Consider the following 20,036-nt stretch of genomic DNA (forward strand, 5'->3'; position numbering starts at 1 on the left):
GGAGGTACATACATGGCAGGTCGCATTTTAATTACGCCTGAACAAGTAGAACAAGTAGCAAATCAATTTAAGCAAAGCGGTGAGCAAAGCCAGCAAATCGTTAACAGCCTGACTCAATCCGTGAATGGTATGGAAGGCCAATGGGACGGTATGACCAAACAGCGTTTCTTCCAGGAATTCCAGGAAGCAAGTCGTCTGATGAACTCTTTTGTGCAGACGCTTGACAGCATCAGCAACGAGCTGAAAGCCATTGCCCAAAAATTCCGCATGGCGGACGAATCTCGCTAATTTTCAATTGGTCCTTTTTGCTATATAATAGGTTCATAGAGAAGAAAACCGGGTGTTTGACGACTCCCGGTTTTCTTGCAATCCAGAAGCTTTATGTAAGAATCATCTTTAACAATTGCGTATGAAAGATGCCGAGAGGAGGATATTCATGAGTTTTCAGCCGAATCCGGGCGATGAAATAATCATAAACGGAACGGCCTATACGGTGGGACAGCATCCCGCGGCTCCTGGTCTGGCCTATGCTCAGGCAGGCAGGCAAGGGATTGTATACCAGCTTCTGCCAGTAGACGGAAAGATTCACGAGGCTAAAGCCTTGAAGGTGTTCTTTCCGAAATTCCGGATCCCCGCCATGGTGTATCAATCGGAGCATATGGCGAATTACCGGGAAATCCCCGGTTTGATGGTATGCAGCCGAGATGTGCTCACTCCCGAAAGAAACGGAGACTTGATTGCGGAATACCCGGACCTGCTGTATGCCGTAATGATGCCATGGGTTTACGGGATTACCTGGTTCGATGTAATCAGTGATCAGCGAACCCTGGGACGCGGCGATAGCCTGCTGCTCGCTAAAGCGCTGGCTGCCATCGGTTCGAGTATGGAACAGCGCGGCTTGGCGCATTGCGACTTGTCGGCGCCAAACGTCATGCTTCCGTTTTTTTCGGAAGTGAAGCTGCCTGAAGGCTCAGCTGCAGTCGAGCTGGTGGACGTGGAGCAGATCTATAGTCCCAAAATGGACCGTCCCGATGTGCTGCTGGCCGGTTCCCCGGGCTACGCGGCGCATCGGACGGTACACAGCGGTTTATGGAGCGCATACGCCGATCGCTTTGCCGGAGCGGTAATCATTGCCGAAATGCTCGGTTGGAGCGACCCGGCCATCGTGACCAAAGCTTGGGGCGAGAGCTATTTTGATCAGCATGAGATGCAGACGCCTTGCGAGCGGTACTTTTTGCTTAAAAAAATCCTTGGGTCAACGATGGGGCACGGGCATTGCGGATCTGTTCGGACGCGCCTGGGACAGCCAGGATTTAAGCAGCTGCCCTACCTTCGGGGAATGGCTGGTCGGGCTTTCAGGGCTTTCGGAGGAAGAGCCGGTTATCGAGGCGGCCGGGACTTCGAAACTCATGGCTGCCGGCTCGGAAGATAAGCCCCGGGTTGATCCTGTTCAAGCCGAACAGCATGCCGCCGAGACGCTCGGCATTACCCCCGGCAACCGGGAAGTGAACGACAACGTTGTAGGCCGTTTGTTCCATCAGGCAAGAGATCTGGAGAGTGCCGGCAACCTTGCCGGAGCGCTTGAAATTTTCCGGTCTGCCTATCATTTCGTAAAAAAGGACAGTCCGCTCGAAGTGGAGCTGGCCGCTGCGATCAAGGGTCTGGAGGAAAAGTTGTATCCGCCGGAGCCAGCCAAGAAGGGCTGGAGGGCCGTCGTTGGTTCGAAGAAATTCATGATTTCCACTGCGGCTGCCGTCGCCATTCTGGCGGGTTCGGCTTTTACGGTGAACCAGATTTTGGCGGAGAAAGCGGAGAGCCGCCAGCAGGAAGAAGCCAAGCTTGAGGCGCAAAGGAAAGCCAAGGCCGCCGAGGAGGCCCGCCTGAAGGAGCAGCAGGCCGCTGAGAAGAAAGCGGAAGAAGAACGAAAAAAAGCGGAAGCGTTAAAACAGGAAGAAGAACGCAAAAAAACGGAAGCGGCCCGCAAAAAAGGCTGCCGAAGCGGAAAAGGCCAAACAGGCAGCCGAAAAAGCCGAACTCCAGGAAAAATATGAGAAGCAGGCCAAATACGAGGCTTATCTGGCCAAGGTTGAAGCCAATAAGAAGAAGCAGGCGCTTCAGGATAAGTACGACCAGCAGAAAAAATACGAACAGTACTTGGCCCAGCTGGAAGAAAAGAGAAAAAAGCAAGCTGCGGAAGCCGACGCTAAAGCCCGGGCTGCCGAGGCAGCCAGAAAAGAAGCGGCCCGCCGAAAGGAAGAGGCGCGCAGGCAGCAGGCGAAAATGGAGGCAGCCAGAGCGGAGCAGCTGAGAAAGCAAAGGTCCGAAAACGTGGTGACCCTGATCGCCACGTATAATAAAGTGTATAATGCTCAGGTAGCCGGAAATCTGTCCCGGGCAAGGAATTTTGCCCGCGATTTCTTGTCCATGTACCAAAAAGACGCGGCATATTATAAAACCGTAGGCAAATTGAGTATACGTGCAAACTCCATTACCCTCTTTTTGGAAGACAGCAATTTCTGGCTGCCAAGTTATTGACATACCGAATGCAGAGGTGTTTACACGTGAACTATACGATTCAAGCTTCTCAGCGTACCCCAGCGCTTATTATTTACTTAATCGATATCAGCGCTTCGATGAACATGCTGATGGAGGGACGGAGGCGGATCGATGTCGTTTATGATGCCTTGTCCCTGGCGATCCGGCAGATGGTGTTTCGTTCGACCAAGGGCAATCGGCTTACGCCCCGCTACCGGATCGCTATCCTTGCCTACAGCGATGACGTTTACGACTTGCTGAACGGCATTAAGGGAATTGATGAAATCGCGGCCGTCGGCTCTTTGCCGGATTTGACCCCCAAGCGGTTTTCGGATTCCGCGAAGGCATTTCTGCAGGCGGAGAGAATCCTGCAGGCCGAAATCCCGAATATGCAGGATTGTCCGGCCCCGCTTGTTTGCCATATGACGGACGGAGTGGCAACCGGGGACGACCCTGAGCCGATGGCCCGCAGAATCATGAGTTTGAGCGTTCCGGACGGGAACGTGCTCGTCGAGAACATTTTCATTTCGGATCATCTGATGAGTCAGCCGGTGAGCGAGCCTCGCCGCTGGAAAGGAATTCTGCCGGACACCAATCTGGAAGATGAGCATGCCCGAAAGCTTAAAATGATGTCATCCGTTCTGCCGGAAAGCTACCGGGAGATGTTAGTCGAAGCGGATTATCAATTAAGCCCCGGCGCTCTGATGATGCTGCCCGGCACATGCGCAGAGCTGGTATCCATTGGATTCCAGATGTCTGCGGCAACGCCGGTAAGGTAGGCGCTTATGAGATGTTCCAACGCGGGCCGGCAGCCCAGAGGACTTGATCAAGCTGCGGATTCCTATGTTTACGAGAGCAAGCAGACGCTCGAACAACCGGTTACGTCGGTCAAACGGCAATTTCTGTGCAGGTATGCTTACGGAAGAGCGGCTGAAACCGTAATGTTGTCAGAGAAGGGTCAAGACTACATGGCTTTTGCCATTGACGGGGGAGTGTGCAGCTTCGTTCTGTGCGACGGCGTCGGTTTAAGCTTCCGTGGGGATTTTGCTTCCCGGTATTTGGGCAGCGGTCTTCTGAGTTGGTTGCGGTCCGGAAATGAGCTGGGCCTGCAGCAGCTTGAAAGCAAACTGATGGAGCTTTCCCAAGGAGCTGCGCGGGAATCCGCCAGTCTGCGGGTGGATGATAACATCCCGCAGCTGCTCAAAGAGGTTCTCCTGGAGAAACAACGCCAAGGCAGTGAAGCCATGTACATATGCGGGCGTATCGAGCTCCCCGGTCGATTTCAGAGAAAAGGAAAAATGTGGATGGCCTGGCAGGGAGATTCCCGCCTTCGCATGTTTCAGCATCATATGGAGCTCACTTCCCGTTTCGGCGGCAGGTTTCACACTTCTGAGCGCTGGTCCACACGGTGCGGGCCGGTCGGAGGCAAGCCGAACGTATATGAATGCAGGCTGGATAACCCGTCAGGTTACCGGCTGCTGATGTATAGCGATGGTTTGAACGATCTGGATCCGATATCGGAAGCGGTGCCGGACGACCAGGTCCAGGTGCTGATGAACTCCTTGCACACAGGCGGCCTGGAGGACGACGCATCTTTTTTGGAAATATCGTGGTAGGCAAGTCGACCCGAGAGTATCAAATTGAATGAACCATGAAAGCCGGGCCTTCTAGGTCCGGCTTTTTTAGGCTGCGGCGGAACAGATCATCGGGTTATCGGCCGATTTGTAAAGGATGCGTTTAACCAAACATTGACACCCCTTATTTTAATGTGTATATTGTATATATACATTGATTATTTTATATACACACTTGTTCGGGATGTACGCATCAGAAAATATTGAAGCAAAAGGCAGGCGGTGAGCAACATTCATATTTTACTTTCACATTCCAGCGGCGAGCCTATTTATGTTCAAATCGAAAGGCAAGTCAGGCAGAGCATTATGCGAGGAGAACTGAAGCCGGGCGATCCGCTCCCTTCGATCCGGCAGCTGGCGAAGGATTTGGGCATCAGCGTCATTACGACCAAACGGGCCTACAACGAATTGGAGCAATTGGGACTGATCGAATCCATGGTGGGCAGGGGCTCATTTGTATCCGGCGCCAACCGGGAGATGATCAGGGAGCAGCGTCTTCGTGCTGTGGAGGACAAGATCAGAGAGCTTTTGGAGGAAAGTCGGGGCATTCCTCTGGAACTTCAAGAGCTCATGGAAATGATATACACATTGGATAAGGAGGAGCGCGAATGATTCATTCGGAAAAAATGGAAGTCCGTGATATTCCTGCACTCGAGCTGAAGGGGTTGAATAAATCCTACGGTTCCTTTTGCCTTGACGAGATATCCTTCAGCATACCGAAAGGTTATATCACAGGGCTCATCGGGCCGAATGGTGCGGGGAAAAGCACGTTGATCAAGATGATCATGGGCATGATTGTACCGGACCGGGGCGAGATATTCATGCACGGCCAGCGGATCAGCACGGATGAAGGAGCGTTTAGGGAAGACATCGGGTATGTTTCCGACGAGAATATTTTTTATGATTTTTTAACGCTGGGCGAGATCGTCCGGATGACGGCACCGTTCTATAAGCGCTGGAACGAGCCCAAGCTTCGCCAACTCATGAACATTTTTCAGCTGCCGGAAAAGAAAAGGCTGAAGGATTGCTCGAAGGGGATGAAGATGAAGTTTTCCATCGCTTTGGCGATGGCCCGCGACCCGAAGCTGTTAATCCTGGACGAGCCGACGGCCGGATTGGACCCGGTGTTCAGGAGAGAACTGCTTCAACTGTTCGGCGAATATATCCAGGACGAGAGTCGGACGATTCTGTTTTCAACCCATAATACGGACGATCTGGACCGCATCGCTGATTACATAACCTTTTTGAATCAGGGAAAGGTCGTATTCAGCGACAGCAAAGACGATGTGATTGACAGGTACGTCATCGTAAAAGGCGTTTCCGAGCTTCTGGATGCCGATATCCGGCAGCATTTTGCGGGTCTTCGGGAGACCGCGCACGGATTTGAAGCGCTGTCGCCGGACAGGGGGGAAGCCGTGAGGCTGTTTGGCGATTCCGTTCTTTATGAACGGCCAACCTTGGAGGATATTATGTATTACACATCGAGAGGAGAGGGGCTCTTTGGGCAATCTGGCATTATTCATTCGTAAAGACTGGATCGTTTTACGCAAGTATGCCTGGTTTTTTTTTATTGTGGCTCGTATTTTTTTCCTTTGGCAATAACGGCAACCTGCTTGGGGTTATGCTGCCGGCCATGCTGATCATTCTCATTTCCAACATCGACTTGAACCCGTTTCATAAATATGCGTTCAGTTTGCCGCTTTCGCGCCGGGAAATCATTCTCGGAAAGTATTTGTCATCGGTCTTTTTTTATGCTGACGGGTCTTGCAGCCACCTATTTGCTTCAATCGGCTTTTTTCCTCCTTACGGGCGGAGAACTGAGTTACACGTTGTTTCAAATCTGCGTGTCGGGTATCAGCCTGATCATGTTTATTACCCTGTATTACCCGCTTTATTATTGGCTGGGTCCGAAAGGCGGCCAGATTCTGAAAATGGTCGTCATGTTGGTTGCCTTCACGGTGACCTTCACCATCAATGCAGTTATTCAGAATTCGCAAGAATGGGTAACGTCAACTCATATCGACAGCGGGATGGTTATCATGATGGGGATAGGGATATCCGGGCTGCTGCTTGTTCTGTCTTATCATTTGTCTGCAATCATCTTCCGCCGTATTGATGTGTAAATCCACCGAAGTCCTTCCATGAAGTCAGATCGAAAAAAAAGCCCTGTAGATTATAATTACCGTCCTTTTGGGTAATCTTGTGACAGATACGTTCACAACGTTACGTTAAAGGAGATGGGCATACATGAAGCAAGAATACGGCCGATTTCAGGGAAAAACCGCGATCGTCACCGGAGCGGGTTCAGGGATCGGAAGAGCGACCGCCGTCAGATTGGCCAAGGAAGGCGCCAATGTCGCCTTGTTTGACTTGAAGGATGACCGCACGTTGGAGGTGGAAAAAGAGCTTTCGTCCATCCGTCAAGAGTGTGCGCGAGCATTTGACGTGGACATTTCGAATCCCGAACGCGTGGAAAAGGCAGTACTGGAAGCCGTCGAGATTTTTGGCGGGATTGACATCGTTTTTGCAAATGCCGGCATTAACGGCGTTCTCTCGCCCGTGGATGAAATGAAGCCCGAGGACTGGGAGCAAACGCTTCGCGTCAATTTGAACGGTACGTTCCTTACCGTAAAGTACGCGGTACCGCATTTGAAAAAAAGAGGCAAGGGCAGCATTATTATCACCAGCTCCGTGAACGGTACACGGGTATTCACCGGCTTCGGCATGATTGCGTACAGCACGACCAAAGCCGGCCAGGTCGCTTTTGCCAAAATGGCGGCACTGGAGCTGGCCCGGTTCAAAATCCGCGTCAATGTCATCTGTCCGGGAGCGATTTCCACCAACATCGATCAGAGCACGAAGAAGCAGGGCGGTCTGGAAGAGATCACGATTCCGATCGAATTTCCGGAGGGCGGGCAGCCTCTGGCGGAAGGGCCGGGTCAGCCGGAGGACGTGGCCGATCTCGTTGCGTTCCTTGCCTCGGACGAATCCCGGCATATTACCGGTTCGCAGATCTTTATCGACGGTGCGGAATCGCTCCTTCATTAAGGGCAAACGGCGAATGCATATGGATTGGAGCTTCATGGTGGAATAAACAAACGTTCCATACCATTTTTGTTTTTGGAGGACTTAAAAATTCCCCCTGTATCTCATGATGCCGGGGGATCTTTCTGTTTTCATCGGTAACGGGAAACGAGGCGGTTTTCTTGTTTGGAGAGTGTTCATGACAGCATGATTTCGGTATGATTATAGTATTCCAGGAAAGAGGAGGTATCCGTCTTGAGCATGTTTTCACGGCTCGCCGAGCAAAAGATTGAAGAAGCCGTACGAAACGGGGAATTCGACAATCTGTCTTATGCCGGAAAAAAACTGAACGTCGACGATCTTTCCCATATCCCCGAAGACCTGCGGATGTCCTATCGCATCATGAAAAATGCCGGTTTCGTTCCTGAGGAAGTCGCGCTCCGAAATGAATGCGTCCGGTTGTTTGACCTTGTGAATGCCTGCGGCAGCGAAGGAGAACGAGAGAAGCACCGAAAGCTGTTGAACGAGAAGACGCTGCGCCTGCAGATGCTGATGGAACAAAGAGGTCTTGGAAGCAGCGGTGCCTTCCTTCAATATGAGGAGCGGATTAAAGACCGGCTATTGTAAGCTGAACGCGACCCGAAAAAACACCGTTAATCCGCAGATTGCAAAAAAAAAGCGCCTTTCCTGAACCTGACAACCAGGCATTGAAAGGCGTTTTTGCTTCAGGAGTCGGAAGAACATTTAGCTCAGGAGGCTGTACATGTGATCGGTCATCATGATCGGACGCGAGGTCACTCGGGATAAGGAAAAATGGCCGACCAGCTCGGCAGGCTGCACCCGCTCGGGTTTATCCAGCAGGCCGGAGGCGTAAGCCAGCCATCCCACGACTTGCTCCGCCGGGATTCCTTCGTCTCTAAGGTTTGAAAGGCTCAGCCCGCGGCTTCGTTTGGCGAGCCTTCTTCCTTCCTCATCCACCAGGAGCGGGATATGGGCAAACCGCGGGGGGCGTTTGCCGAGCGCTTCATAAAGCAGCAGCTGCCTGGGCGTGGAATCAAGCAAGTCCGCGCCGCGGAGCACGTCGGTGATTCCCATAAGCGCATCGTCCACGACAACGGCGAGCTGGTAGGAAAACATGCCGTCCGCCCGTTTAACGACAAAGTCGCCTCCGGCATCGCCCAGCATTTGCAGAGGGCCCTCAATTCCGTCAACGAAGGACATCGTTCGGCCGGGAGCTTTAAACCGGAGGGAGGGCTGTTTGGATTCTGCCCGACGGGCTCTTTCCTCCGGCCCAAGACTGCGGCACGTTCCCGGATAAACAGGCCCCTCCGAAGAAAGTCCATGCGGGGCGCTGGAAACCGACAATATATCCGCCCTGCTGCAATAGCAAGGGTACAGGAGGTCTTTATCCTTCAAAATACGGAGAGCCTCTTGGTACAGCTCTAGCCGCTTGCTCTGCACGTACGGTGCATAAGGTCCGCCGATATCGGGCCCCTCGTCCCAGTCCAGGCCCAGCCATTTCAGATCATTCACGATCTGCTCGATAAAATGGGCTTTGGAGCGAGCTGTATCTATATCCTCTATCCGCAAAATGAAGGTTCCGCCGGCGCTTCTTACTTGGAGCCAGGCCACCAGAGCGGCAAGCGCGTTGCCTACATGCATGGTTCCCGAAGGAGTAGGAGCGAAACGCCCTCGAAGCGCCGTTGACGATGAGGATTGCTGCATAATTTCACCTTCCGAGTCGGTTTTTCGTTTATCGTGCTTATTTTATTATTGTACCGCAGGGTCGATCTTGCTTTCCAGAGGAGGACGAAAGCAAGGTCTTGGAGGCCCGTCGGATGTGTCATATAATAAATAACAAACAACCAATTTATAGACAGGATACGGATACATGAAAAGTAGTGAACTTCCTATACACCAAGTACTGCCCGAGTTAAAAGAAACCTTTCGCCGTCATGGCTCTGCGGTTTTAATCGCAGAGCCGGGGGGCGGGCAAAACGACGCAGGTGCCGCTTGCATTTCTTGGCGAGCCGTGGCTTGAGGGCAAGAAAATCATCATGCTGGAGCCGCGCAGATTGGCTGCCCGATCGGCGGCTTCGTTCATGGCGGCTTCCCTTGGGGAGCAAGTCGGACAAACCGTGGGTTACCGCGTACGCATGGACAGTCGCGTTAGCGAAGGAACGGCCATCGAGGTGGTGACCGAGGGAATTCTAACCCGGATGCTTCAGAGCGATCCGGAGCTGTCCGGGATCGGCATGATTATTTTTGACGAGTTCCACGAACGGAGCATTCATGCCGATACGGGACTTGCTCTGTCCTTGGAATCGCAGTCGGTGCTCCGGGAGGATTTGAAGCTGCTCGTGATGTCCGCCACCTTGGAGGCGGAGCCGGTCGCGAAGCTTCTGGGCCAAACCCCGGTCATTCGCTGTGCCGGACGCTCATTCCCGGTGGAAACCGTCTACGCTCCTCCGATTTCGTCCCAGAACACGGAGCAGGCTGCGGCAGCGGTCATTTTGCGTGCGCTGTCAGAGAATTCGGGCGATGTTCTGGCTTTCTTTCCGGGGGTCAGAGAAATCCGGCGGACCGCCGATACGCTGCGAAACGGCCGGCTTCCGGAAGACGTTGTGATCCGGGAACTGTACGGTCTGCTGTCCCCGGATAAACAAGACCAAGCCGTACGGCCGGACCCCGAAGGCCGTAGAAAAGTCGTGTTGTCCACCTCGATTGCGGAGACAAGCCTGACGATCGAAGGCATCCGAACCGTAGTGGACAGCGGTTATATGCGGACAGAGGTATTCTCGCCGAGAACCGGTCTGCCGCAGCTGGTGACGCGGCGCGTATCCAAGGCCTCGGCGGATCAGCGACGCGGACGGGCGGGGCGGCTGGCCTCTGGCGTATGTTACAGGCTTTGGAGCGCGGAGGAGCAGTCGCGGCTGCGAGACATCGACACGCCGGACATTTTGCAGACGGATCTGGCTCCGCTTGCCCTGGAACTCGCCGTATGGGGCGTGAGGGATCCGGCGGAACTGTCCTGGCTGGATGAGCCGCCGTCCGCTTTGTTCCGGCAGGGCAGGGAGCTGCTGCGGCAGCTGGGCGCTCTGGATGAAGCCGGATCGGTGACGCAGCATGGACGGAACATGGCGGGACTAGGCCTTCATCCGCGCCTGGCCCATCTGCTCCTTAAAGGTAAAGAGCTCGGTCTGGGGGCTTTGGCTTGCAGGCTTGCCGTTCTGCTTCAGGAGCGCGACATTATAAGCGGTTCCGAGGCTTACCAGGACCGGGATATCCGAACGAGAGTCGAACATTTTCTGTTCATGGAGCGGAACGGCAAAGACGGGCTGGCAGAAGGCAAAGCGGCATCCTTCAAACGCATGCTGCAGGATATCCGCCATCTGCAGGACAAGCTCGGAGCCGATTCGAAAGAAGAGATGCGCATTGACATGTGCGGGCTGCTGTTGTCCTTTGCTTACCCCGACCGGATCGGGAAAAACCGCGGAGGCGGGAGTTTCCTTCTTCGCAGCGGACGCGGGGTCGTTTTGGCTTCGGTGCAGCAGCTGAGCCGCTCCAATTATATCGTCGCAGCCTCGATCGATGATCAGGGGGCGGACGGAAACATTTTGCTGGCGGCACCTTTAGAGGAGTCCATCATCGAAACGCATTATGGCAAGGATATGAACGAAGTCAAAGAAGTGTACTGGGATTCGGAATCCGGAAGCGTCAGGGCCAGAACACGGAAGATGCTGGGGGCCATCGTCATGAAGGAGCGCCCGGATTCCCGCCCTTCCGGGGAAGAGGTATCCCGAGCGCTAATTCAAGGCATAAGGAAAGAGGGCCTGCAGCTCCTTCATTGGAGCAAACAGGCCCTTCAAATGAAACAGCGCATGGCATTCATGCGGCATCATCATCCGGATTGGCCGGATGTTGCCGACGAGGCGCTGCTGAATACGATGGAGGTTTGGCTCGGCCCCTATCTTGAGGGTGTCCGCAACCGGCAGGATTTGCATCGGATTCATACCGGGACTTTGCTGGAGCATCTTCTTAGCTGGGAACAGCGGAAACAACTGCAGAGCGAGGCGCCGACACACATTAAAGTGCCCAGCGGTTCGCTGATCCCGGTAAGCTATGACCGACCGGAAGCGCCTGCACTGGCTGTCCGGCTCCAAGAACTGTTTGGATTGCAGGAAACGCCGCGCATTGCCGGGGGCAGGGTCCCGCTGACCTTGCATCTTTTGTCGCCGGCCCAGCGGCCCGTTCAGGTGACCTCGGACCTGTCGAGCTTTTGGAACAGCGGCTACTTTGAGGTAAAGAAAGATTTGAAGGGACGTTATCCGAAACACTATTGGCCGGATGATCCGCGAGAAGCCATACCGACCAACCGGACGCGGCCGAAGATGCAGGGCTGACGTTTTGCCTTTCCTTCTGGCGGGTAATGATGGGTGACCCAAACCGACTGAAGGAGGGAATGCAACATGGAAAAGAAAATCGTTGGCGTGTTTGCTACGGAAGATGAGGCCGTGAGGGCCATTGGAGAGCTTCAGCGCAGAGGAGTCCCTACGGAAGCCATTTCAATCCTTTCCAAGGATAAGCGGGACGTGGAAACCGTCACCGAAGAAACGGGGACGAAAGCGCCCGAGGGCGTGGCGGCAGGGGCAGCGACCGGCGGAATACTCGGCGGGGTGGCCGGACTGCTCGCCGGCGTCGGCGCTCTGGCGATACCGGGCATCGGACCGATCATCGCCGCCGGACCTATTGCCGCAACGCTTGCAGGAGCGGCCGTCGGCGCGGGAGCCGGCGGACTTGTTGGAGGATTGATCGGCCTTGGCATTCCCGAAGATGGAAGCCAAGGAGTATGAATCCTATGTAAATGAAGGCCGCATTCTTGTCCTTGTGGATGCCGGGCAGCGGAATGCCGATATTTATGACGTTTTCCGTTCCAACCAATCCCTGAATGCCCACCGGTATGACGGGGTTGACGATGGGCTTCCTCCAAGAGGCACCATTTTATAAATAAATAGGCGTTCTCATCTCAGGTCCGGTTCCTGGAAGGAACCGGGCTTTTTTTCGGGGACAAAGCGCAAAGATACCGCTTGGAATCATTCCCCGGTCGAAGATCCGGGGGATGATGTCTTATAATGATGTATAAGTTCAGGAAAGAATGGAGGAGAAGGAATGCGGAAAGAGAGAATTCCGGAGATCGAGCGCCTGCGCGGTCTCGCTTTTTTGGCAGTCGTCCTCCAGCACTCGATAGCTCATTATTCGGTAGAGGAGGGAATGGGCCTAGCGGACGGAGTCGGGATGGCTGCCATGCTGTTGGCGGTCAAATTTGCCGTCCCGGCCTTTATTTTCATCACGGGCCTTGTTCTTTTTTTATAATGATCCCCAGCAGTTGAATTATGGAACGTTTGTCCGAAAAAGGGTTCTTGATATATATGTTCCGTTTGCGGTCTGGACCATTATCCATATGGCCGTGAACCGCGGATTGCATCCGGGTTCGCTTGACGGCTGGGCCGATCTTGGCCTTAATCTGTTGACCGGAAAAGCGAGTTCCCATTTATGGTATATCATCATGCTATTTCAGTTCTATCTGCTGTATCCGCTGTTTCGCTCCGCGTTACTTGGTGTTTCCCGGCGGTTTACCCTTAAAATGAACGTCATTCTGCTGTTGGTTGCAGGAGGATTGTATGTTCTCGTGACCGCTCACATTACCGATATCGGAAGCTGGATGGGACAACTTCATATTCCGGTATGGAGCGATTTGTTTACCACCTATGCGGACCGAAACGCCTTCTTTTATTCGTTTTATTTCATGCTCGGAGCAGCAGCCGGAATGAACCAGCGTGTCTGGAAAACCTGGATAAGGAAGGCCCGTCCGTTCTATTGGCCTCTGTTTTTCTTCCTCTTCGGCGCTCTTCTGATGAAGGGAATCGGGGAGATCCTAACGGCGCAAGGGGCGGGGATAACCTTTTATTCCTTGTCGCTGCTTCGGCCATGGATGGCTGTGTTCCTCATCTGTTCGATCTTCGTGACGTATGATGTTTCGGTCTGGATCTGCCGCCATGGCGGGCCTGTGGTCAACCGGCTGTTGTCTTCCCTGGGGCTATATTCCTTCGGTGCATACCTGATGCATCTCTTGACGCTGAGAATCAGTTATCTTGCCGACGAGGCCTGGTTCGTGGCGGCGCCATCCTGGGCAAGAATCCTGTTTTCCTGGGGGATTGGCACCATGCTGGCTTATGCGGGAGCCCGGCTGATCTCCTTGCTTCCTTTCGGCAAATGGTTAGCCGGCGTTCCGGGCGGCAGGAGCCGGAGAAAAAGAATGACCGTTAAAACCGCGGGAACCCCTGCGGACATGTAACTTGGCGTTACCGCAAGGCTCTCATTCATGGCTGGAGGAACGCGAATTATTTATTCTGGACGGATTCGATGAAAGGTTCATCCTGAAAGATGGATTTGCAAATTTCCAGGATGCCGGCGGCATGGGAAAACGGGCAAATCTTCTCGTGCAGCCCTTTCGCTTCGTCGGTTGCATTGCCCACCAAATAACCATGGCGGACCGCTTGCAGCATGCCGATGTCGTTGCCGCTGTCCCCAAATGCCATCGTGTTCTCCCGGCGTACGCCGTAGTGGTCCATCATGAAGGATGCTATTTCTTGCTTGCCGGTTCCCTGCGGAATAAAATCCACGTCATAAGCCCGGTCAGGGTCGCCCGCCGCAGGATTGCAGCGGTTCACGTTTAAAGCGATTCCGTTTATTTTTGATAAATGTTTGATGATTTTTAAGTCATATGAGGATTTTGCCTCCGATTCCATAAGATAATAGTAGTTGTGTTTATACTTTGCCTGGCCAAAATTGGTTTGTTCCTGCAGTTTAATTCCGTATTCGTAACGCAATTCGTCAACGAGCCCGGTGACCAGGCTGCCGGAAAAACGGGTTTTCGCCAGCCGTTGCTCCCAGATCGGATTCGGCATCAAGTCTCCTTCTTCCGTTACTTCGTACAGCTCCGTGCCCAAATTGCTTGCTATGAAGTGGGGACTGAAGTTCATGCGGGAGCGTTCCATCTTAGCGGCGATTTGATTCAGGTCGCTGCCCGTAACCCAGCCGATTTTCAGAAAAAAACGTGCCGGACAAGAAATCAAGGTACTGCTCCAGGCGATACAGATCCTGCAGTTGTTGGGATGAACAGGCATGAGGATAATAAGTCTCGTCAAAATCAAGCATCAATAAATATCTCGTTTCGCAAGGCTTGGAAAACGGCTTTTTGAATTTTAGCGACATCTCTGTACACTCCCATTCTATGATTTACCCCCAGGATAAACGGTGGGATTGTTCCCAGGTCAACTATTTTTTTATTGGAGGAGTCATGCCAACCATCTATGATATTGCACGGTTAAGCGGAGTTTCGAAATCGACGGTTTCACGAGTCTTGAACCATCATCCCTATGTCTCGGAAGAGAAAAGGCAAAAAGTCCTCAAAGCCGTTGAAGAGCTTCAGTTCACCCAAAATGCCCGCGCCGTCCAATTTCGGCTTCAGCAGTCCAATCAGGTCGGAATCATCGTCCCAACGCTTGATCACCCCTATTTCAGCCAGCTGGTCAGCGCCTTGTCTTTGGAATGCAACAACCATGGGTTAAAGACGGCCGTCTACCAGACCTTCGGGAACGGGAAGCTGGAGGAGGAAGTATATGCCCACCTGCGGAACAAAGAACTGGATGCCGTGATCCTGGCTTCGTCTATTTTTTCGGACCGGGAAATCGCGGCATACGCAGACGAATACCCGGTGGTCGCTTGCAATGAGGATTTTCCGGGAGACCGGTTTGACGTGTTCTGCATGGATGAGGAAGCGGCCGTTTTCGAAGCAACGGATTTCCTGCTGAAAAGCGGGAAGACCGGGCTGATATTCTGTTCGGACCATTTGGATCATCCGTCCCAGCGGTCGCGTTTAAGAGGGTTTATGCGGGCTCATGAATCGAGGGGGCTTCCGTGCGACGGAAATTATATATTTGACGGCATATCGTCGATTGAAGATGGAATCGGGCTGGGATCAAAGCTGTTTCACAGCCCGGACCATCCTGACGGAGCGATTGCGGGAAGCGATTTTGTGGCGGCCGGTTTGGTTAAATCCGCCTCGGCGAATAACATAAAAATGCCGGATGAGTTTGCGGTTTTCGGTTTTGACAATCATCCGGTCTCGCTTGTTACGGAGCCGCAGCTGTCCACGATCTCGAACAGCATTGAAGAGATGTCCAGGGACCTGGTCCGTCGCTTGAAGAACAGAATAAAAGGAGACCGAACCGAACCTTTTCAGAAAAAAGTATATAAGGGGAAATTGATCAAAAGAGGCTCAACGGCCCATTAAATCCCATTCGCGATAACCGCAGGCTGGCATGACCAGGCAGGCGGTTTTTTTATTTGGGTTCCATTTCTCATGTTTTCCAATTTTTTTAACGACAGACAACAGATTAAAATTTCAACATATGAAAAAATTCATAATAGCAAAAGCTTTGAAAACACTTTCTCGCATCCTTCACACAAACTCCATCATAAACGCTTTTACCAACCGCAATCCTTGGTTAAAAGGGAGTGTAGACCTGTTGTGCAAATTGGAAAACTGTGGTTTATAATGGTACACAAAAGAAGTGAATCTTTACCGGGAGGAGGCGGCATTCATGGCATTCATGGTCGCTCAAAGGGCATTTATCAAGGTTTACCTGATCACGATGGTAGAGCAGCAGCGGGGTTACGGTTATCAGATGCTGGAGGAGATGAGGCAGGAGTTCAAAAACTATGGATATTCGCCGCCGCAAAGCGAGATTTACAGGGCGCTTCACGAACTGGTGCAGGAAGGAATATTTTACCGGACGAAACAGCTGAAGGGCAACGACCCGAAAGTCGATTTTCAGGAAATCGTGCTATATCATTTTACGGATGACGGCCAGGAGAAGGCCAAGCTTTATAAAAAAACAAGTGAAAACGGATCTGGACCGCTGTCTGGGAATACTGAACAAAGCGGTGACAGACAATTATTAATGCAACCAAAGGAGGAATCGCTTCATGGGCAAAAAACTGCGCTTAGGGATTATGAGTACGGCAAGAATCGCAAGGAATTCGATGATTCCCGGCATCCTGAAATCCGAACGCTGTGAAGCAGCCGCCATTGCCAGCCGAAATGCTGAAAAAGCTGCCGAGGTGGCTGAACGGTTCAACATTCCGACCTTTTACGGTTCCTATGAAGAATTGATTCATGATCCCGCCGTTGATGCCGTATACATTCCGCTTCCTAACCACTTGCACAAGCCATGGACCATTAAAGCCATTCAAGCGGGAAAACATGTTTTGTGCGAAAAGCCTGCGGCCCTCAACGAATTGGAGGTACGCCAGATGGCGGAAGCGGCTCGGGAGCATAAGGTCGTGTTTGCCGAGGCTTTTATGTACCGCTATCATCCCAAACATGCCCGGGTCAGGGAACTGATCGATCAGGGGGAAATCGGAGAAATACGCGGCATCCACGGAAGCTTTACCTTTAATAACGCGGACGATAAAAGCAATGTCAGATACAGCCGTGAAATGGGCGGCGGATCCATTTATGACGTCGGGTGCTATCCGATTTCCGCGGCGCGAATGTTCTATGGCATGGAGCCGAAGGCCGTTACCGCCCATGCGTTCTTTTCGGAGGAACATGATGGCGTGGACATGATGGCGCACGGCATGCTTGAATTCGACCGGGGACTGGGTTTGACCTTTGAATGCGGCATGTGGGCATACTCCAGATGCAGCCTGGAAATTGCCGGCACGGAGGGGAGAATAGAGCTGCCATCGGCATTCGGCTGGGAGAGAATGGAGGACCAGGCCCAAATTTTGATTCATACGGCAAAAGGGACACGCGAAGAGAAACTCGGAGCCCACAATCATTTCGCGCTGCAGGCGGATGCCTTGGCCGCGGCCGTATTGGATGGCATTCCGCTGCCATACGGCCCGGAGGACGCCATAAACAATATGCGGGTGATCGACGCCTGCTTGAAATCCATTCATACATCGACCCGGGTTACCATAGGCCGTTAAACAAGAACGGCAGGACAATAAATCGCTGAAACCAGCGGTTTATTTTTTTTGCCTATTGCATTTGAAACGAATATCGATAAAATAAACTTAACAATAAAATAATTTTAACGATATAATTTATTTAATGAAGAGGAGCAATGACATGGAGAACGCTGCCGTTGTTGAAAAGCAAGGTTTTCGCCAGTTGATCAAAATCAGGCCTTATATGTTTTATATGCTGGCCCAGACGATTTCCAGATTCGGGGATTCCGTCGATTCCATAGCATACAGCTGGATGGTCTACGCCCTGACCGGCTCTGAACTGCTTATGGGATCCCTGTTTGCTTTTAATTTTTTGCCCGGCTTGATCTTCAGTCTGTTTACCGGCGCTTTGGTCGACCGATGGCCGAAAAAAGCCGTTCTAATCCTGACGTATGCCGGACGGGGCTTGTTCGTATCCCTTACAGCCTTGTTGTACGCGATTGGCCAGCTTCAAGTCTGGCATCTGTTCGTAATCACTTTTCTGAACTCCACGCTGGAATGCTTCTCCAGGCCTGCCGAAATGTCGCTTGTGCCGCGACTGCTCCCCAAGGACAAATTACTTGCGGGAAACTCGTTCTCCTCGTCCCTGAGCAAAACTTCCGAACTGATCGGTCTATCGGTCGCGGGTGCCCTGATCGCCTTGATCGGCATAGCGGGAACCATAGCGGTCGATGCCGCCACATTTATTCTCTCTGCGGCCGTTATCGGTTTTATGCGAAATCCGGAGGAAGGGGAACGTATGGAAAAGGGGAACGATTTCAAGGAAAAGCCGGATGTGATAAGGAAGAAAAATGTATTCGGGGATATGCTCGAAGCCATGGCCTTTATCCGCAAACATCCGCTTCTGTTTACGACGACCCTATTTTCTGCATTCATTAACTTCTGCCTCACGCCGATCAATGTTCTTCAACCTGTTTATGTGAAAGAGAGCCTGGGAGCCGGCGCGGGAGGAATGAGTATCCTGGGGACCGCGATGCTGATCGGCATGATAGCCGGGGGGCTTTGGATTGGAAACTATGGAGGACGGTTCCGCAAGAGCACGCTGATCCTATCGGGTACCCTGATGCTGGGTGCGGGTTACGGCAGCTTGTACTTGCCTGCAATGCTCCCGGGTCTGCAAATGGAAACGGCGGGACTCTGCATGTCCGTTATCGGGTTTGCGGTTACGCTTGCCGGCACGCCATTGTCCACATATGTCATGGAAGTGACGCCGAGAGAAATGCTCGGAAGAATCGGTTCCGTTGTCGCGGTCCTATGTACCGCTGCGATACCGCTCGGCAGTGTCATCACCGGATGGGTCGCCAAATACAGTACTCCGCAAACCCTTTATCTGTGGATGGGAGTTCTTATGGTCATTCCGGTTGCCTTCCTCTTCCGCAAGAAAAGCTTCCGTGCCGTCTGATCTTTTTTGATATTTGCATCCGCGCCGCCTATAATGAAGTAAATACAAGTGAATCGTATAACAGAGGTGTTCGGGTGTGGAGAAAAAGGTACTGACTACGCTGGAGGAAATAAAAATATACTCGGATCCTTACCGGCTCCAAATTTTGAATGCTTTCTACATGCTGGATCGTCCGGCAACCGTGAAGGAAGTGTCCGATGAAATGGGGGAGGTTCCGGCCAAAGTACATTATCATGTGAAAAAGCTGGAGAAAATCGGCCTTTTGAATATGGTTTCCACCAAAGAAATTAACGGAATCGTCGCGAAATATTACGAACCGTTCTCCGGTGCGATTGAAATCAAGCGTAAGGAATCGCATAATGAGCCTTCCGCGGATGAAATGCTCCGTTCCGAAACCTTCAAACTGCTGTCCGAGCTGTATGAACAGAATAAACAGCGGTTTTTCAAGCAGGTTCAAGCATCGCAGAAACCTCATGCAATGATGAATAACACTACGCTGTATATGACGGATGAGGAAGCCCGCAGCTTTTTTGAACGAATTAACCAATTGTGCGAGCCCTACAAAAGCAAGAAAAAGGGCGGGGATTACCGGTCATACGAATTTTTTGCGACGACGATCAGGAATGACTCCGAATGATCATAACAAGCCGGCACCGCGGATGCGCGGTGCCGGCTTGCGTGAATACCTGAAAGGCTACGGCATTGCAAACTTCCGGCGAAAAGCGCTTTCGCTTGATAGGACGAGAGACGTTTCTATTCGTCATCGTCTTTGTCCGGTTTGAAAGATCTGACCGGAGAAGTTGCGGTTCCAAAATCCTCGACTGCTTCCCACGCTTCGGCATCGTCAAAACGTCCGTCCGTTTTCCGGCGGCCCACGCCCGCTCTCCCCAGAGGGGGCGTAATGACGTCTTCCTCAACCGGCCGGCTGCCGGAAAGGCGCTTATCGGGCGCGTGCTTCACGCAGTAGGCCGTATAGGGGAGGGCTTCCAGCCGTTTGTACGGAATTTCTGACCCGCATTCCGCGCACGTTCCGTAAGTTCCTTTTTCCATACGGTCCAAGGCTGCCGATATTTGATCCAGCTCGTCATTCAACGTTTCGTTAACGGCAAGGTCGCGCCCACGTTCAAACGTTTCCGTGCCAACGTCGGCAGGGTGATTGTCGACCGAGCTCAGCTCGCCGGTGGATACCCGGAGCGAGTCTCCAAGAAGGGCGTTCTTTTCGCCGCTTGCTTCAAAATGGTTCTCAAGAAACTTTTTTTCATCCAAAAGCATCTGTTTCAAGGTATGAAGCTGTTCGTGGTTTAAATGGTTCATTGCAGTTACTCTCCTTCCCGATGCCGTGTAGGGACCCGCTTGTAATT

17 protein-coding genes and 5 pseudogenes are annotated in these 20,036 nt (G+C 52.5%); 19 read left to right on the plus strand and 3 right to left on the minus strand.

The features are described from left to right. The first annotated feature begins 12 nt into the window (after positions 1-12). The 10 genes and pseudogenes from XI25_RS13640 to XI25_RS13680 all read left to right on the plus strand — a co-directional run bounded on the left by XI25_RS13640 (position 13) and on the right by XI25_RS13680 (position 7,820). Positions 13-288, plus strand: coding sequence for a WXG100 family type VII secretion target (locus XI25_RS13640; protein ID WP_046679081.1), 276 nt, complete (start codon positions 13-15; stop codon positions 286-288). Between the two features lie 148 nt (positions 289-436). Continuing rightward, positions 437-2,535 (plus strand): annotated as a pseudogene (locus XI25_RS36885) (hypothetical protein). Positions 2,536-2,561: 26 nt separating this feature from the next. Continuing rightward, entirely contained in the window at positions 2,562-3,314 is a 753-nt protein-coding gene (locus XI25_RS13650; RefSeq protein ID WP_046679082.1) for a vWA domain-containing protein, read from the plus strand. Between the two features lie 6 nt (positions 3,315-3,320). Next, positions 3,321-4,151: a hypothetical protein gene (locus XI25_RS13655; protein WP_046679083.1), complete on the plus strand. Its 831-nt coding sequence runs from the start codon at positions 3,321-3,323 to the stop codon at positions 4,149-4,151. Between the two features lie 249 nt (positions 4,152-4,400). Beyond that, the gene (locus XI25_RS13660) at positions 4,401-4,781 is read left to right on the plus strand and encodes a GntR family transcriptional regulator (protein ID WP_046679176.1); all 381 of its coding nucleotides are present in this window, start codon (positions 4,401-4,403) and stop codon (positions 4,779-4,781) included. Beyond that, positions 4,778-5,698 (plus strand): ABC transporter ATP-binding protein, encoded by a 921-nt coding sequence (locus XI25_RS13665; RefSeq protein WP_046679084.1) that lies wholly within the window; start codon positions 4,778-4,780, stop codon positions 5,696-5,698. Before XI25_RS13660 ends, XI25_RS13665 begins: the two co-directional genes overlap by 4 nt. Positions 5,699-5,790: 92 nt before the next feature. After that, a pseudogene (locus tag XI25_RS35795) lies at positions 5,791-5,853 on the plus strand (hypothetical protein); the annotation flags it as partial. 67 nt (positions 5,854-5,920) lie between these two features. Continuing rightward, a complete protein-coding gene (locus XI25_RS13670; protein WP_268794508.1) occupies positions 5,921-6,292 on the plus strand; it encodes an ABC-2 transporter permease in 372 nt (123 codons plus the stop codon). 124 nt (positions 6,293-6,416) lie between these two features. Continuing rightward, positions 6,417-7,217 (plus strand): SDR family oxidoreductase, encoded by an 801-nt coding sequence (locus XI25_RS13675; RefSeq protein ID WP_046679085.1) that lies wholly within the window; start codon positions 6,417-6,419, stop codon positions 7,215-7,217. 231 nt (positions 7,218-7,448) lie between these two features. Beyond that, positions 7,449-7,820, plus strand: a complete 372-nt coding sequence (locus tag XI25_RS13680) for a DnaJ family domain-containing protein (RefSeq protein WP_046679086.1) — start codon at positions 7,449-7,451, stop codon at positions 7,818-7,820. 117 nt (positions 7,821-7,937) lie between these two features. Here the strand turns inward: XI25_RS13680 and gluQRS are convergent, their stop codons facing one another. Next, on the minus strand, positions 7,938-8,918 hold the full coding sequence (gene gluQRS, locus XI25_RS13685; protein ID WP_046679087.1) for a tRNA glutamyl-Q(34) synthetase GluQRS: 981 nt from the start codon (positions 8,916-8,918) through the stop codon (positions 7,938-7,940). Positions 8,919-9,084: 166 nt separating this feature from the next. Between gluQRS and hrpB the strand changes: the two are divergent. From hrpB to XI25_RS13700, 4 genes and pseudogenes are all read left to right on the plus strand, one after another. Then, positions 9,085-11,596, plus strand: a pseudogene (hrpB, locus tag XI25_RS13690) (ATP-dependent helicase HrpB). A 66-nt stretch (positions 11,597-11,662) separates the two neighbouring features. Next, positions 11,663-12,200: pseudogene (locus tag XI25_RS13695) on the plus strand (general stress protein). Between the two features lie 162 nt (positions 12,201-12,362). Further along, positions 12,363-12,566, plus strand: a complete 204-nt coding sequence (locus XI25_RS34620) for a hypothetical protein (RefSeq protein ID WP_235439864.1) — start codon at positions 12,363-12,365, stop codon at positions 12,564-12,566. A gap of 13 nt (positions 12,567-12,579) precedes the next feature. Further along, entirely contained in the window at positions 12,580-13,548 is a 969-nt protein-coding gene (locus XI25_RS13700) for an acyltransferase (RefSeq protein ID WP_235439865.1), read from the plus strand. A gap of 46 nt (positions 13,549-13,594) precedes the next feature. Here XI25_RS13700 and XI25_RS13705 read toward each other — a convergent pair whose 3' ends face one another. Beyond that, positions 13,595-14,380, minus strand: a complete 786-nt coding sequence (locus XI25_RS13705) for an HAD-IIB family hydrolase (RefSeq protein WP_235439866.1) — start codon at positions 14,378-14,380, stop codon at positions 13,595-13,597. Between the two features lie 173 nt (positions 14,381-14,553). On the opposite strand from XI25_RS13705, the gene XI25_RS13710 reads away from it, so the two are divergent. From XI25_RS13710 to XI25_RS13730, 5 genes and pseudogenes are all read left to right on the plus strand, one after another. After that, on the plus strand, positions 14,554-15,549 hold the full coding sequence (locus XI25_RS13710; RefSeq protein WP_046679088.1) for a LacI family DNA-binding transcriptional regulator: 996 nt from the start codon (positions 14,554-14,556) through the stop codon (positions 15,547-15,549). Positions 15,550-15,859: 310 nt separating this feature from the next. After that, positions 15,860-16,220, plus strand: a pseudogene (locus XI25_RS13715) (helix-turn-helix transcriptional regulator). A 24-nt stretch (positions 16,221-16,244) separates the two neighbouring features. Continuing rightward, positions 16,245-17,252: a Gfo/Idh/MocA family protein gene (locus tag XI25_RS13720; protein WP_046679089.1), complete on the plus strand. Its 1,008-nt coding sequence runs from the start codon at positions 16,245-16,247 to the stop codon at positions 17,250-17,252. A gap of 142 nt (positions 17,253-17,394) precedes the next feature. After that, positions 17,395-18,675 (plus strand): MFS transporter, encoded by a 1,281-nt coding sequence (locus XI25_RS13725; RefSeq protein ID WP_046679090.1) that lies wholly within the window; start codon positions 17,395-17,397, stop codon positions 18,673-18,675. 76 nt (positions 18,676-18,751) lie between these two features. After that, on the plus strand, positions 18,752-19,312 hold the full coding sequence (locus tag XI25_RS13730; RefSeq protein ID WP_046679091.1) for an ArsR/SmtB family transcription factor: 561 nt from the start codon (positions 18,752-18,754) through the stop codon (positions 19,310-19,312). 116 nt (positions 19,313-19,428) lie between these two features. Here XI25_RS13730 and XI25_RS13735 read toward each other — a convergent pair whose 3' ends face one another. Continuing rightward, positions 19,429-19,989, minus strand: a complete 561-nt coding sequence (locus XI25_RS13735) for a TraR/DksA C4-type zinc finger protein (RefSeq protein ID WP_046679092.1) — start codon at positions 19,987-19,989, stop codon at positions 19,429-19,431. Between the last annotated feature and the right edge of the window lie 47 nt (positions 19,990-20,036).

It is taken from the genome of Paenibacillus sp. DMB20, assembly GCF_000987955.1.
Classification (GTDB): domain Bacteria; phylum Bacillota; class Bacilli; order Paenibacillales; family Paenibacillaceae; genus Paenibacillus_AQ.

Coding starts and splice junctions, on each gene's coding strand:
- XI25_RS13640 (WP_046679081.1), top strand. CDS start 13: ATGGCAGGTCGCATTTTAATTACGCCTGAACAAGTAGAACAAGTAGCA.
- XI25_RS13655 (WP_046679083.1), top strand. CDS start 3,321: ATGAGATGTTCCAACGCGGGCCGGCAGCCCAGAGGACTTGATCAAGCT.
- XI25_RS13665 (WP_046679084.1), top strand. CDS start 4,778: ATGATTCATTCGGAAAAAATGGAAGTCCGTGATATTCCTGCACTCGAG.
- XI25_RS13670 (WP_268794508.1), top strand. CDS start 5,921: ATGCTGACGGGTCTTGCAGCCACCTATTTGCTTCAATCGGCTTTTTTC.
- XI25_RS13675 (WP_046679085.1), top strand. CDS start 6,417: ATGAAGCAAGAATACGGCCGATTTCAGGGAAAAACCGCGATCGTCACC.
- gluQRS (WP_046679087.1), bottom strand. CDS start 8,918: ATGCAGCAATCCTCATCGTCAACGGCGCTTCGAGGGCGTTTCGCTCCT.
- XI25_RS34620 (WP_235439864.1), top strand. CDS start 12,363: ATGCGGAAAGAGAGAATTCCGGAGATCGAGCGCCTGCGCGGTCTCGCT.
- XI25_RS13705 (WP_235439866.1), bottom strand. CDS start 14,380: ATGCCTGTTCATCCCAACAACTGCAGGATCTGTATCGCCTGGAGCAGT.
- XI25_RS13710 (WP_046679088.1), top strand. CDS start 14,554: ATGCCAACCATCTATGATATTGCACGGTTAAGCGGAGTTTCGAAATCG.
- XI25_RS13720 (WP_046679089.1), top strand. CDS start 16,245: ATGGGCAAAAAACTGCGCTTAGGGATTATGAGTACGGCAAGAATCGCA.
- XI25_RS13725 (WP_046679090.1), top strand. CDS start 17,395: ATGGAGAACGCTGCCGTTGTTGAAAAGCAAGGTTTTCGCCAGTTGATC.
- XI25_RS13735 (WP_046679092.1), bottom strand. CDS start 19,989: ATGAACCATTTAAACCACGAACAGCTTCATACCTTGAAACAGATGCTT.